Origin of the sequence: Methanobrevibacter sp. (genome assembly GCF_045116495.1) — an archaeon.
Taxonomy (GTDB): Archaea; Methanobacteriota; Methanobacteria; order Methanobacteriales; family Methanobacteriaceae; genus Methanocatella.
In genome coordinates, this window is the sequence record NZ_JBGULU010000201.1 from 24,489 (window position 1) to 38,342 (window position 13,854).

Annotated in this window: 15 protein-coding genes and 2 tRNA genes; 3 read left to right on the top strand and 14 right to left on the bottom strand. The window is 35.6% G+C overall.

The window, feature by feature from the left end:
* Positions 1-15 precede the first annotated feature (15 nt).
* The 10 genes from asd to ACJMLH_RS10740 all read right to left on the bottom strand — a co-directional run bounded on the left by asd (position 16) and on the right by ACJMLH_RS10740 (position 8,220).
* Entirely contained in the window at positions 16-1,065 is a 1,050-nt protein-coding gene (gene asd, locus ACJMLH_RS10695) for an aspartate-semialdehyde dehydrogenase (RefSeq protein ID WP_405277541.1), read from the bottom strand.
* 9 nt (positions 1,066-1,074) lie between these two features.
* Positions 1,075-1,896 carry a 4-hydroxy-tetrahydrodipicolinate reductase gene (dapB, locus tag ACJMLH_RS10700; protein ID WP_405277544.1) on the bottom strand — a complete coding sequence of 274 codons (822 nt, stop codon included), beginning with the start codon at positions 1,894-1,896 and terminating at the stop codon, positions 1,075-1,077.
* Positions 1,897-1,907: 11 nt separating this feature from the next.
* Positions 1,908-2,801 carry a 4-hydroxy-tetrahydrodipicolinate synthase gene (gene dapA, locus ACJMLH_RS10705; RefSeq protein ID WP_405277547.1) on the bottom strand — a complete coding sequence of 298 codons (894 nt, stop codon included), beginning with the start codon at positions 2,799-2,801 and terminating at the stop codon, positions 1,908-1,910.
* On the bottom strand, positions 2,798-4,018 hold the full coding sequence (locus tag ACJMLH_RS10710; protein WP_405277550.1) for an aspartate kinase: 1,221 nt from the start codon (positions 4,016-4,018) through the stop codon (positions 2,798-2,800). The genes dapA and ACJMLH_RS10710 overlap by 4 nt, the downstream gene beginning before the upstream one ends.
* A 216-nt stretch (positions 4,019-4,234) precedes the next feature.
* A complete protein-coding gene (locus ACJMLH_RS10715; RefSeq protein WP_405277553.1) occupies positions 4,235-4,432 on the bottom strand; it encodes a 30S ribosomal protein S17e in 198 nt (65 codons plus the stop codon).
* Entirely contained in the window at positions 4,419-4,760 is a 342-nt protein-coding gene (locus ACJMLH_RS10720) for a chorismate mutase (RefSeq protein WP_405277556.1), read from the bottom strand. The genes ACJMLH_RS10715 and ACJMLH_RS10720 overlap by 14 nt, the downstream gene beginning before the upstream one ends.
* A gap of 115 nt (positions 4,761-4,875) precedes the next feature.
* A complete protein-coding gene (locus ACJMLH_RS10725) occupies positions 4,876-5,742 on the bottom strand; it encodes a shikimate kinase (protein ID WP_405277558.1) in 867 nt (288 codons plus the stop codon).
* The gene (locus ACJMLH_RS10730; protein ID WP_405277561.1) at positions 5,739-6,824 is read right to left on the bottom strand and encodes a glycosyltransferase family 4 protein; all 1,086 of its coding nucleotides are present in this window, start codon (positions 6,822-6,824) and stop codon (positions 5,739-5,741) included. Before ACJMLH_RS10730 ends, ACJMLH_RS10725 begins: the two co-directional genes overlap by 4 nt.
* A gap of 27 nt (positions 6,825-6,851) precedes the next feature.
* Positions 6,852-7,928 carry a cobalt-precorrin-5B (C(1))-methyltransferase CbiD gene (cbiD, locus tag ACJMLH_RS10735; protein ID WP_405277564.1) on the bottom strand — a complete coding sequence of 359 codons (1,077 nt, stop codon included), beginning with the start codon at positions 7,926-7,928 and terminating at the stop codon, positions 6,852-6,854.
* Positions 7,929-7,956: 28 nt separating this feature from the next.
* On the bottom strand, positions 7,957-8,220 hold the full coding sequence (locus ACJMLH_RS10740) for a thioredoxin family protein (RefSeq protein ID WP_405277567.1): 264 nt from the start codon (positions 8,218-8,220) through the stop codon (positions 7,957-7,959).
* Positions 8,221-8,344: 124 nt separating this feature from the next.
* On the opposite strand from ACJMLH_RS10740, the gene ACJMLH_RS10745 reads away from it, so the two are divergent.
* Positions 8,345-10,423, top strand: coding sequence for a DEAD/DEAH box helicase (locus ACJMLH_RS10745; RefSeq protein WP_405277570.1), 2,079 nt, complete (start codon positions 8,345-8,347; stop codon positions 10,421-10,423).
* A gap of 21 nt (positions 10,424-10,444) precedes the next feature.
* Here ACJMLH_RS10745 and ACJMLH_RS10750 read toward each other — a convergent pair whose 3' ends face one another.
* Both ACJMLH_RS10750 and ACJMLH_RS10755 read right to left on the bottom strand, forming a co-directional pair.
* Positions 10,445-10,744, bottom strand: a complete 300-nt coding sequence (locus ACJMLH_RS10750; protein WP_405277572.1) for a DUF2098 domain-containing protein — start codon at positions 10,742-10,744, stop codon at positions 10,445-10,447.
* An 18-nt stretch (positions 10,745-10,762) separates the two neighbouring features.
* Positions 10,763-11,035 carry a PRC-barrel domain-containing protein gene (locus tag ACJMLH_RS10755; RefSeq protein ID WP_405277575.1) on the bottom strand — a complete coding sequence of 91 codons (273 nt, stop codon included), beginning with the start codon at positions 11,033-11,035 and terminating at the stop codon, positions 10,763-10,765.
* A gap of 102 nt (positions 11,036-11,137) precedes the next feature.
* On the opposite strand from ACJMLH_RS10755, the gene ACJMLH_RS10760 reads away from it, so the two are divergent.
* Together ACJMLH_RS10760 and deoC are read left to right on the top strand one after the other, a co-directional pair.
* A complete protein-coding gene (locus ACJMLH_RS10760; RefSeq protein ID WP_405277577.1) occupies positions 11,138-12,802 on the top strand; it encodes a tRNA uridine(34) 5-carboxymethylaminomethyl modification radical SAM/GNAT enzyme Elp3 in 1,665 nt (554 codons plus the stop codon).
* 53 nt (positions 12,803-12,855) lie between these two features.
* Positions 12,856-13,593 carry a deoxyribose-phosphate aldolase gene (gene deoC, locus ACJMLH_RS10765; RefSeq protein WP_405277580.1) on the top strand — a complete coding sequence of 246 codons (738 nt, stop codon included), beginning with the start codon at positions 12,856-12,858 and terminating at the stop codon, positions 13,591-13,593.
* A gap of 107 nt (positions 13,594-13,700) precedes the next feature.
* On the opposite strand, the gene ACJMLH_RS10770 is transcribed toward deoC, so the two are convergent.
* Positions 13,701-13,773 (bottom strand) — tRNA-Phe (locus tag ACJMLH_RS10770).
* 3 nt (positions 13,774-13,776) lie between these two features.
* A tRNA-Val gene (locus ACJMLH_RS10775) sits at positions 13,777-13,848 on the bottom strand.
* Positions 13,849-13,854: the final 6 nt, after the last annotated feature.

Here is a 13,854-nt window from a genome sequence, read left to right on the forward strand (position 1 = left end):
AAAAAATTGATAAAATTAGAGTATTTTATCATTAATTAATTCAGCATTCAAGATTGAAGCTCCAGCAGCACCACGAATAGTATTATGTCCAACAAGAACATATTTAAAACTATTATCAAATGCTTGGTCTTTTCTCAATCTTCCAACAGTAACTGCCATACCATTGCTTGCGTTTCTGTCCATTCTAGGCTGTGGCCTGTCATCTTCTTCTTTAACAATTACTGGATTTTCAGGAGCTGAGAATAAATTTAGTTCTTGTGGTAAACCTTTGAAGTTTGCCATTTTGTCACTGACATCAGCAATGTCAAAATCATCAGCCAATTCAATAAATACCGCTTCGGTATGACCATCAATAACGGGTACCCTATGACATGAAGCACTCAATTTGAAATCTGCATTAATTACATCAGTACCATCGAATGAACCCAACAGATAGAGTGATTCGCTTTCCATTTTTTCCTCTTCCCCACCAATGAACGGAACGAGATTATCAACAATAGCCATTGAAGGAACTCCATTATAGCCTGCGCCAGATACAGCTTGCATTGTTGATACTCTAACTGATTTAACATCAAAATTATCAACAATAGGTTTTAATGTTAAAGCTAAAGCAATAGTTGAACAATTAGGATTGGTTACAATGAATCCGTCCCAATCATTTTCTTTTTGCTGAGCATCAATCATGTCTAAGCATTCAGGATTAACTTCAGGAATCACCAATGGAATATTTTTCTTCATCCTGTGCGCACTTGCATTACTTGCAACAACATAGTCCTTTGCATATGCTTTTTCAACAGTCAGTGCAAAATCAGCAGGAAGGGATGAAAATACAATATCCACATCATTGTCCATTGCTTCAGGATTAGTTTCAATAACCTTTATGTCTTTTACGGATTCAGGCATCTCGCTGTCAAGATACCAGGTTGTTGCATCTTCATATCTTTTACCAGCAGAACGTGAAGACGCCGCCAAAGCTGTAACTTCAAAATCTGGATGGTTTTCAAGCAATTTGATAAATCTTTGACCTACCATACCAGTTGCGCCAAGTACACCAACATTAACCATATAAATCACCTATTCTAATCCTAAAACATCATTCATACTGCTAACAATACCTTTTTGAGCAGTAGGAACATATCTAATAGCTCTGATAACACCGGCAATGAATACTTCTCTGGTATGTGCCTGATGTTTAACTTCCAATCTTTCACCGTCACCAACAAACATTACTGTGTGGTCTCCTACAATGTCTCCACCACGAATTGCATGAACACCAATTTCTTCAGAAGTTCTTTTGCCTACCAAACCTTTTCTTCCGTAAACTCCAACTTCTTCAGGGTCACGATCCAATTCCTTTGCAATTACTTCAAAAGCAGTCATTGCAGTTCCTGAAGGCGCATCTTTTTTCTGATTGTGATGCGCTTCAATTATTTCAATGTCATAATCATATAAAAGTGGAGCCAATTTCTTTAAAGTGTTGAAGAATACGTTTACTCCAATGGCCATGTTTGATGAAATTACTGCACCAACATTATTCTCTTTAACATTTTTAATGTTTTCAGCCATTTGCTCTTCAGTAAAACCTGTTGTTCCAACAACGACATTCACTCCACATGAAGTAGCTACTTTAATTGCATTGACAGCAGCAGGAGCAATGGTAAAATCTACCAATACATCAGCGCCGGATGCTTTTAAAGTTTCCTCTAAAGCTTCAGAACCAGTAATTTCAACACCTAATTCATCGATGCCTGCCTGAAGACCTGCATCTTTTCCTGCAAGAGGAGTGTTAGGCATTTCAATAGCTGCAACTACTTCCATATCATCTTGTTCTGTAATTTTTCTAATAATACCGGAGCCCATTCTTCCTGCAGCTCCAGTAACTGCGACTTTAATCATAATAATACCAACTAAATTAAATCAGATTCTTTCAATGCTTTTTTAAGAATTTCCAAGTTTGCATCTTGCATTTCACATAATGGTTGTCTAAGAGGTCCAGATGGAAGTCCCATTAAATTCATTGCAGTTTTAACAGGAACCGGATTACTTTCAACGAAAAGAGCTCTTATTAAATCAAGCATTTCATAGTGAAGCTCAAATGCTCTTGTATAATCATCATTTAAAACACTGTTGACCATTAAAACCATTCTTTTTGCATCGATATTTGCAGATGCACTGATTACACCGGTTGCTCCAACTGCCATAAGAGGCAATGTTAATGAATCTTCACCGGAAAGAATATTGAAATCATCTTCAAGTCCTTCCAAAGAAAGTGCCCTATAGATATCTGATACTTTATCAACACTTCCGCTGGCTTCTTTGATAGCTTCAACACCATCAATTTTAGCGAGTTCAACTGCAGTTTCAACAGCAATGTCACATCCTGTACGTGATGGAACGTTATAAGCGATAATTGGAATGTCACAAGATTCTGCAACAGAACCGTAATGGTTCACTAAAGCATGCTGTTGCGGTTTATTGTAATATGGAGTAATCAATAATGCAGCATCAGCACCAACATCAGCAGAAAACTTAGTAAGTGAAATTGCTTCGGAAGTTGCATTACTTCCTGTACCTGCGATGGTTTCAACTCTTCCATCCACTTCATCTACCAAAATTTCAATGATTTTTTGATGTTCTTCATGAGTAATTGTAGCTGATTCACCTGTGGTTCCTGCTCCAACCAATCCATCTACCCCTTGATCGATTAAGAAATTGATGTTTGAACGGAATCCTTCCTCATCAATATTTCTGTCTTTATCAAAAGGAGTTACCATTGCGACATATGTTCCTTCAAATTTCATTTTAAAACCTCGTTAACTAAATTGCATGCTTTTTCTCCATCTTTCCAATCAACAAATAATACAACTGCTGTTTGGGATGATGTGATTTCAACAATATTAATGTTATTTTTTCTAAGTGGTTCTGTAATTCCTGAAATAATACCTGGGGTTTCAATAATATCTGGACTAACTAAAGTAATCATTCCAGTATCTCTGCCTAATGACAGGGAACTTAATATATCAGTCTCTACCACTAAATTATGTAAAATATGATAAGCCTGTTCTGAATCCTTCTTATTGATAAATGTTGTAATAGAATTTTGACCTGCAGAAATTCCAAATATATTAATGTTATTTTTAGCCAGACAACCTGTTATATCTGCAAGAAGTCCAACTTTTTTTAGCATAGCCTCTCCAACAAGAACTATGAGTGAAATAGGGTCCTTGTAAAGTGATACTGATTTCAATATATCACCTTCAAAAGGTCCTGTGATACGGGTACCCTTTGAACTTAAATCGCCATTAGCGAAGTTAATAATTTTTGCACTTATTAATGGATCTTTATATTTTAATGCATAAGGATGTAAAACTTGCGCACCGTGTGTCGCCAAATCCCTCATTTCTTCAACAGATATTTCATCTAACAGTTCAGCTTCTTCAATTTTATTAGGGTCAGTAGACATTACACCATCAACATCTGTAACAATAATCACTTCATTTGCATTCAAGCAATGTCCGATTAAAAATGCTGAAATGTCACTTCCACCTCTTCCCAAGGTTGTGATTTCACCGCTAGGTCCTTTTCCTAAAAATCCACAAATAACTGGAATAATTCCTTGGCTAATGAGATTTTCAATACCATTAATCTTCTTGTTAGTTGTGCTAAAATCTATTTTAGCCTCAAGAGAATTGGAATCTGTAATAATTGGCCATAATTCATTATAAGGGTCAATGAATTCTGACTTTACTCCTAATGATTCAATAGTTGCTGAGAATAATCTAGCACTGGTTAATTCACCCATAGCCATAATTTCTGCCTTCTGTTTGTCAGTTAAACTTGAACCGATTGCTTCATTTGACAAGTCAATTAACTCATCAGTAGTCTTGTTAACTGCAGAAACTACAACTACTACCTGATTACCTTTCATATATTCATTTACTACGGACTGCGCCGCTTTTTTTATCCTGGAACCATCTCCAACCGAGGTTCCTCCAAATTTCGCTACTATTAAATCCATTAAATTCACCTATTTCATATGCTATTTTTGAGTTATCAAAAATATTAATATATATTTATATCTAACCATATTAATAAACTTTTAATTAAATATGAATTGAAAAATTAAATATTTCCAAAAGTTAAAATTAAAAAATTTATACAAATTCATTAAAAATTCAAAACAAAATAAAAAATTATAATAAAAAAAAAGTAGTAAAAAAAATATGAAAAAAGCTTAGTCTTGGGTTTGTTCTAACCTTACAAGCCTTGTAACATATCCCGCAATTTTATTTCTTAAATGTTTAGTACTTACAGTAGAGTATTCTTGTACCAATACTTTATTTTCATCAAAATCAGTAGTGAAAACACCCGGATGAGTTTCAATAAGTTCTTTTGCTAAACGTTTAACAAATGAAGTTCTAATATTGCCCATTAACATTCCTCCTTAAAATTTTTTTCTGCTCATTCTTGCTTAATATAGTTAGCATGTCTACGATTTGATCAACAATATCAACATCAAGACCTAATTCTTCACAAAGTGCATCAACTTTTCTGTGAACTTCCTCTTCCCTGGATTTATCAAAAACTGGCATTCCAAGATAATCCTTGGCTAGAGCAATTTCATTTGCAAGAGATGTTCTTTGAGAAATTAAATCAAATAACTCATTATCAATTTCATCAATGCGAATTCTAGATTTTTTGAGAAGATCTTCAGCTTCCTGTTGATTATTAAAAGTTTTCATTTCATAATTACTTGCCAAAAAATCACCAAATTGATAATAATGATAATAATATAATTTATTAGTATCCTACTATATAAAGTATATGCTTATGATAGGCAAAAATGAAGTATAAAAGAATTATGATAAAAATTTCCTATAACAGAACACATCCTTCATTGTCCACTTTGGTTTCTAAAACATTTCCATCATATTTTTGCCAGGACTGTTTAACATCATCAATCGAATCCTCGCCGACGACCGCTACAAATGAAGAACCAGTACCTGACAGACCTGAAGCTATTGCACCCGCCTCCAAAGCATCCACAGCAATTGTCGAATCAAAACCCAATGTTGCAGAATAAATAAGGCCATTTAAATTGAGAGCCTTAAAATAGTCCTTTTGTCTTGCAAAGCCGAATGCAGTTTCAACCAATGGAGCAAGCAGTTTCATTCTCTCGGGATTTGAGTCTCCTGATTTTGAATGGAAATTTGGCATGTAAACCAAAATGGGATAATCCTGCATTTTCTCTTTAATTATGAATTCCCTATTCCTGTTGTCAGTTACTACAACCCCTCCAAAATATGAAGCAGTTGCATCATCAAATGATCCGGTAATTGTAACCCCCGCATCCAGTGATGCATCAATCGCCATGTTAATCACTTGCAAATCGCTTAGAGGATTTAGATTAAACTCTTCGCTGACAATTGAAGAGACAACTTTGACAATTGCATTTGAAGAGGCGCTGCTGCTTGACAGGCCTGATGCCATCGGCAGGGTTGATTGTGTTTTCAAATCAATACCAAATTCGCTTTCATCAATATTATAATGAGAAAAAACCTTTTCAACACACAGTTTCATAAGGGAATTGTCAGCTCCAACATCATTGGAACAAGTAATAGAATTATTAGTGGTTTTTGCTTCGCATTTGATATCCAAACCTATTCCGAATGCTGAACCGAAACCTGTTGCAATGGCATTTATAATGGTTGCAGAACCTGGAGATCTGACAGTTTTTTTCATTGTTCAACCTCATCATAAGGAATGTTGACTTTGGAAAAATTAATTGCCCTTTCTCTTGCATGTGAAGATAGGGAATTTCTTAGTTCCTCATCATTGATTACATTATCGATTGCACCTGCAATGGATGAAATCTTATTAGGATCCACCAGCAAACCCACATCATCGGTTATTATTTCAGTTATTCCACCGACATTACTTCCGATTACTGGTTTGCCGCAGGCCAAGGCTTCAATTAAAACCAAACCGAAACTTTCAGAAAATGAAGGCAATACTAAAACATCACAGCTTGGAATGATGTTTTCAACATCAGTTCTGGAGCCTGTGAAAATCACGTCACGAATATTTTCATCATCTACTTTCTTTTTGAGCTTTTTATATAACGGACCATCTCCAACGACGACCAGATAATAATCACTATAAGCGATTTTTTTAGCTTCAAGCAATGATTCTACGTTTTTCCTTTTGATTAAATTACCTACAAAAAGAACAATTGGTTTGTCTTCAAGATTGAATTCCTTTTTAAAGGAGTCGTTTGCGTCAAGTGAGAACTTATCGATGTCAACTGAATTCCAACATATCCTGGTTTTGTTGGCAATTCCTGAAACTCCTGTGGCAATTATTTCATGCCTTAATGCATTGCTGACTGCAAGAACAACATCAGCCTTTTTCAATACATTTTTTAAAGTGGAACGCATAATAGGTTGTTTCTTATATACTTCAAACATGTCCGAACCGTGTGCAGTGACATAGGTCTTAATTTTGTGGTCATTTCCAACTTCAACGGCAGCTGCTCCAGCGGGGAACAGGTAATGACCATGTATAATATCAATATCCTCCTTTTCCAAAAGGTTTTCCAAGGCCTTTTTTGCATTCTTCTTAAACATCAAACCTCTTACACCAGGAATATTGAGACCTTTAGTTCCTATTACATGAATCCCATCTATGTCCTGAATATTTTTATGAGGATATGTGATTACATAAACTTCATGACCCTGTTTTACAAGTTCCTTTGATAAAGTGTGTATATGAACACCTACACCACCAACATGAGGCGGAAATTGACCAACCATTGCTATTTTCATAAAATAAATTCTCCACTAATTATAATACTATTTTGTGTGGTTATTGTTTAAATAATTTCCTTCCATATCTACTAGAATCACATTCAAGTCCAAATCAAAACGCTGCATGCATCTTTCATGGATTGCAGAAGCAATACTGTTTGAAACTTCCACAGATAAATTGATTTCATTTAAGATATCCATCATATCATCGGTCGTTTTGGAATCGAATAATCTTTGAAGAGATTCCATATCCGCACCACAAAGAGCCGCATGAGTAACCATTATTTCGCGTCTGCCATCGGCAACGGCATGTTTTGTGTCAAAAATACCACCTGCAACCTTAATAAGTTTACCCATATGTCCAAAGTAAGTAAATTTCCTGACACCGCGCTTTTCAGCCTCTTCAAACATGAAACCAACAAAATTGCCTGTCTGAATAATCTGTTCTTTGCCAATTCCCAAATCCTTTATGGCTAATTTTTCCCCGATGTTTCCTGGAACGAAAACCAAATCTTCAATTCCGGAAGCTATGGCAACATCAATCTGTGTTACAATGGAATTTTTATAGGCATCACTGGACATAGACCTTGCAATTCCTGTTGTTCCAAGAACGGATATTCCGCCTACAATACCCAATTTGGGATTCATTGTTTTTCTTGCAATTTCTACACCTTCAGGAATGGAAATTGTAACTTTAGCTACTTTACCTTCAGGAACTTTATCGCATAAATTCTTAACAATCATTTTGCGAGGTCCAGGATTTATTGCATAGTCCCCAACAGGAATCTGAAGGCCGGGCTTTGTGATTTTTCCAACACCTACACCCCCTGTGATGATAATATCAGACTGTTCATCAGTTTTATCCAAAAGCTCTACAGTTGAAATAATGTCCAAGTTGACTGTAACATCAGGATCATTGTATGGATTTTTGTGAGCGGTAGCCTGTGCCTTATTTAACGACAATAGTTTGCACTCGTCAATGATAATGTCTAATGTTTTCTTTGGAGTTTCGACTTTAACACATGCAATATCCGGACCTTCCAAGATTGCATCCAAAGCAGCCAGGGAACAAGCAGTAGCTACAGTTCCTGTTGTAACTCCACTATAATTATCATTAGTCATTTTAATAAAAAAAAGAGAAAAAGAGAATCTACAATTTAGATTCCAAGTTTTCAATAAGTTCTTCAGCCATAGGTGCTCCAACAAATGTAACTTCACCATCAATTACAATTGTAGGGACAGCCATGATTTGATAATCAATTGCTTTTTGTCTGTTTTCCATGCTTTCATCGATTTTGAATACTTCTACATCGATAGCATCACCTAATTTATCTTTTGCAACTTGAGCAGCCTCAATAGCTGCAGGGCAATGAGGACAAGAGTTAGTTGAAAATACTTCTACTTTAATTGCCATTATAAAATCTCCTATAATTTTAATTTAAAACTATTTTAATAATTAGTTATATATAACTGTTACCACCATTACTCATCAAATGCTCTCTGGAAACTTTTAATATATATAAAAAAAATAAATTTTATTGATTAAAATGGAAAATTTACCAGATGATATTAAAACAATAATAAACAGCGCTTATCCATACATTGAAGAGTTTAATCCCGCTCAAAAAGCAGTGATTGAATCTGGATATTTGGAGGATAAATCAAATTACATCATTTGTATTCCAACTGCCAGTGGAAAAACCGTTTTAGGAGTCCTGCCTGCACTTAAAACAATTTTAAATGGAGGAAAAGCAGTTTATGCAGCACCACTTCTTTCAATACAAAATGAAAAAGTAAAAGAATTTAAAGCATTTGAAAAACACGGTATTAGCGTTGGGAAGCATCCAGGTAGTGCAGACCTATCCGTCATGGTCTTTGAATCCTTTGATGCACTTACAAGATTTTCATGGGACAACTTACGTGATGTGGATACATTAATTATTGATGAGTTTCACATGATTGGAGAATTCACCAGAGGTCCGACACTTGAAGCAGCAATAACAAGAGCCAAAATAATCAATCCTTCAATGAGAATTATTGCCCTATCTGCAACATTGAGAAATATCGAAGAAATTGAAGGCTGGCTTGAAGGCAAATGCGTTGAACATGACTACAGGCCAGTCCCGTTGAACAAGGAAGTTCTGGATGCGGAAATGTTCAACACCAAAAACAAGAATGACGTTATTGTAAAAGTGATTGAAAAGGCAATCAAAGATAAATCACAGGCTCTCGCATTTGTATCAACCAGGCGATTTACCGAAAGCCTTGCCACTTACGTTTCAGGCAAAATAAACAAGAAACTAAATGTCAAACAAAGGGAAGCATTCAAGGAAGTTGCTCAAAAACTCCTCGAAGTTCCAAAAAGGAAAGGATCCCTTCCTACCACAACATGCGTTAAGCTTGCTGAAGCGGCCGAAAAGGGAGTGGCATTCCACCATGCCGGACTGTTCAATGAGCAAAAAGAAATCATTGAAGATGAATTTCGGAAAGGAAATATTTTAATGATTACAGCAACTCCAAGTTTGATGTATGGAGTTAATTTGCCTTCAAAAACTGTTGTTATCAGAGACCATACCAGATGGACAAGCAATGGACCTCAACCAATTCCTGTTTTTGACTATGAACAGATGTCAGGAAGAGCTGGAAGGCCACAGTATGATGATGTGGGATATTCCTATCTCATTGCCAAAACAATGGATGAAGCTCTAAATTTACAGGAGTATTATGTTGAAGGGGAAATTGAGCTGACCAACTCCAAACTGGTTGACAACAAAGATGCGATTTACAGACAAATTATAGCACAGATTGCGTCAACACTTTCTAAAAATCTTGATGACTTAACTGACTTTTTCGGTAAAACTCTCTACGGATACCAAATGAGCAACAATCCTTCAATGGCATTGTTTGCAGAAGACAGTCTAAGATACGAACTTGAAAATGCATTGAGCTTTTTGCTTCAAAATGGAATAATTAGAGCTACACCGGAAGGTCTTAAGACTACTGAATTTGGAAATCTGATTGCAAGGTCAAACTACAGTGTTGAAACTGCCGTTAAAATCAAAGAATATATCTCAACAATGAGTGAAATGAACAATGAAGAGTTCATCTATGCTCTTGCAGAAACTCCCGATTTGCCTTTGATTTCATTTAAGGGAAGAAAATCAAAAGATCCTGTTCGTGAAAAATTATCTGAAGTCGGATTGTTTGCAGTCGACATTGGAAATCCCGAAGCCACAACCGTTTCATTAATTGAATGGATTAATGAAAGAAGTGAATATGAAATAGAAAACAGATACAGCGTATATTCAGCTTCAACCAGAAGATCCGCCTATGAGGCATCAAGACTTGTCAGGTTTGCAAAAAACACATCGGAAGTGCTGGGAAATTATTCTAATTTAAGGGACTTTGACATCCTGTCTGCAAGACTGTACTATGGAGTTAAAGATGACATTATACCTTTAGTGGTTGGCGTTAAAAGGTTAGGTAGAAAAAGGGCAAGAAACGTGGTTGAAATCTTCGGCAATGATTTGAGTGGCGTTTCAGAAAGCGAATTGCAAAAAATTGAGGGAATCGGCCCTAAACTTGCAGAAAAAATTAAATTATTTGTAGATAATTAAAAAAAAATAAGTGAGGCAGGTTTATCCCCCACCTTCAGCAACGCTAGAATCCATTTGCATGTTTTCTAGTTTGTTTGCTTTTTCTTTAAGTGCTTCGATATCAAGCTCATCATCGCCGCCGTCATCGAATCTTTTCTTTAAATCCTTACTATCGAGAACTTCGACTAAATCAGCACGATACCATAAGTCAGTTTTGTCGATTTTGACCCAATCGACACCATCAGTAGTTTTTATATCAAGAACTTTACCAATAGTTCCAGTATCAACATATCTGACATGTGAGTCAAGAGTAATTTCTATATCTCTTGCATCAGAAGCCATAATATTACCTTTTTATGTTTATTCTTCTTCGTCTTCTTCAATTTCAATAGTAGCTTCTACTTTATCTTCTTCTTTTGGAATTTCTTTGTTTAAAATAACATATGCTCCAATAGTAGCTACATCATCAAAATCTATTTCGAGTTCGTCTTTAGAGAAGATGTTTTTTTGTAATGTTAAAGTGATTTTTTCGATTTTACCATCATCAGGGTTGAAATCAATATCATCTACTTTACCCACTTCGTATGCATTTTTATCTAAAACAGTAGAACCTAAAAATTCTCTAATTTTCATAATTTTCACCTACAAATTATTATATAATAATATTATAAATCATTAACTATTTAAATTAAACCATAATATAAAATTAACTATTTGAAGTTTAAAGGTGAAAAAATGCAAAAAGCATGTCGGATAATCATTGAAGATATATTGAATGGAAAAATATCTACACGACGTGACCTTGAAGTTGAAAAAAGACAGCTTTGCCGGGACTTGAAATTATCTAAATTTATGAGCAATGCAGACATTTTAAAATTCGCAAAGCCTGAAGAAAAGGAAATCGTTTCAGGAATCTTAAAGAAAAAGCCTACAAGAACAATGTCCGGAGTTGCAATTGTTGCCGTGATGTGTCATCCCCACAAATGTCCGCACGGAAGATGTTTCTATTGTCCTGAAAGCGAAATCGCTCCTCCAAGCTACACTGGTGAGGAACCTGCAGCACTCAGGGGCAGAATGTATGAATTCCATCCATACATACAATGTTTTAACCGTCTAAAGCAGCTAAAGCAAATAGGACACCCTATTGACAAGGTGGAATTGATCATCATGGGAGGAACTTTCCCATCAAGAGATTTATGCTATCAGGAATGGTTTGTCTCACAATGCCTAAAAGCAATGACCGATTTTGGATTGATTATTGAAAATAAACCTGATAATTATGAATACAACATGGATTACGATGAGATAAGGGGCTTTGAAGAAGGCATTTTGAAAACATATCCTCCAAATGACTATGTTTTAATAAGTGATGTTCAAGCCGCCAATGAAAATTCAAAGGTTAGATGTGTTGGAATGACCTTTGAAACACGTCCTGATTATTGTAAAAAACCCCACATTAACAGAATGCTTGACTTTGGAGTTACAAGAGTGGAGCTTGGTGTTCAAACCCTATCCGATGAACTGTACAAAAAGATAAAAAGAGGGCACACAATAGCCGATGTGATTGAAGCCAATCAACTTTTAAGAGACTCCGCAGTTAAAGTGGCAATGCACATGATGCCAGGGCTTTTTGTAGATGAGGCGCAGGATTTAAAAATGTTCAAACAGCTTTTCACCGATGATAACTTTAAACCGGACATGCTCAAGATTTACCCTTGTCTCGTTACGAAAGGCAGTGAACTGTACGACCTTTGGCAGAAAGGTGAATATTCCCCATACACAGATGAGGAAGCCGTTGAACTGATTGCAAAAGTTAAAGAGATTCTTCCGAAATGGGTCCGGACAATGAGAATCCAGAGAGACATTCCTGCAACTCTTATAGAAGCAGGAGTTAAAAAATCCAATTTGGGAGAGCTTGTTTACAATAAGCTGGCCGAAAATCATGTTGACTGCCAATGCATAAGATGCAGGGAAATAGGTCATAAAAAGACTTCCAGGGAATACACTTTAGATGACTATGAACTATTCCGGGAAAAATACATTGCCTGTGAAGGTGAGGAAAACTTTTTATCCATTGAAGATGTCAATGAAGAAAGCATTGCTGGATTTTTAAGACTTCGTTTTCCATCTAAAAATCATTTCAGAAAAGAAATTACAGACAAGACATCCCTTGTTCGTGAGCTGCACGTTTACGGTAACATGATTAAAATCGGAGATAAAAACCCGAAAATCGGACAGCACACAGGATTTGGTGAAAAACTCCTGAAAAAAGCCGAAAACTTATCCATTGATAATGGATATGAAGAAGTGGCCATCATCAGTGGAATCGGGTCCAGAAATTATTATCGTAAGTTCGGATACGAAAAAGTCGGACCGTACATGAAAAAGAAAATAATATAACAAAAATATTTATATATGTTCGTATATATACTAACAATCAAGAGAGTGGTAATATGGTAGGTTATAATATTAAGAATTCAAAAGAATTAGCAAGTTACATTAACTACACAAACTTAAACAACATGATTACTGAAGATGAAATGAGAGAATTTCTCGAAAAAGCTAAAGAATTTAATTTTAATTCAGTTGTCGTATCACCAACATATGTTCCATTAGCTAAAGAAATATTAGACGGAACCGAAATCAAAATAGGAAGTGTTGTTGGATTTCCATTAGGTTTTGAAGACAGCGAAACCAAAAAAGCAGAAGCCGTTGCTTTGGTTGAAAATGGAGCGGATGAAATAGATGTAGTTATCAACTTAAGCCACCTTAAAGATGAAAAATACCAATTAATTGAAAATGAAATAAAAGAGATTAAGGAAGCAATAGGTGATAAAATTTTAAAAGTCACCATTGAAACTAAGGCTTTGGAAGATTATGAAAAGGCAAATGCTGCAAAGGCCGCTGAAATTGCAGGGGCAGATTATGTTAAGACCGCAACAGGATTCGTATCTCCAAACCACATCTTCGAGAATGTCAATGACATAAACATCTTCCAGAAACATGCTCCTAAAATTAAAATTGAAATTTACGGGGGAATAAACGAATACAAATTTGCAAACCAAATTATAACCGGTGGAGCCGATAGAATCGGAAGCGATAACGGTTACGAAATCGTTTCACGATACAAAGAACTAAGAGAAAATACTCAAGTAACCCCAAAACCAATTACCCTTACAAAAAAAGATTAAGTGGACAATCCATTTAATCTAAAACTTTTTTTTAAAAAATAAACACCACAAAACAAATAAAATATAATCTAATTCTAAAAAAATATCTTAAAAATAGTAAAAAGGAATGCCATGTGCCGGACTTGAACCAGCGACATCTAGATCTTCAGTCTAGCGTTCTCCCATCTGAACTAACATGGCATATGGACCGAACGAGATTCGAACTCGTGATCTCCTCCACGTCAAAGAGGAATCATACCCCTAGACCACCGGTCCTATACA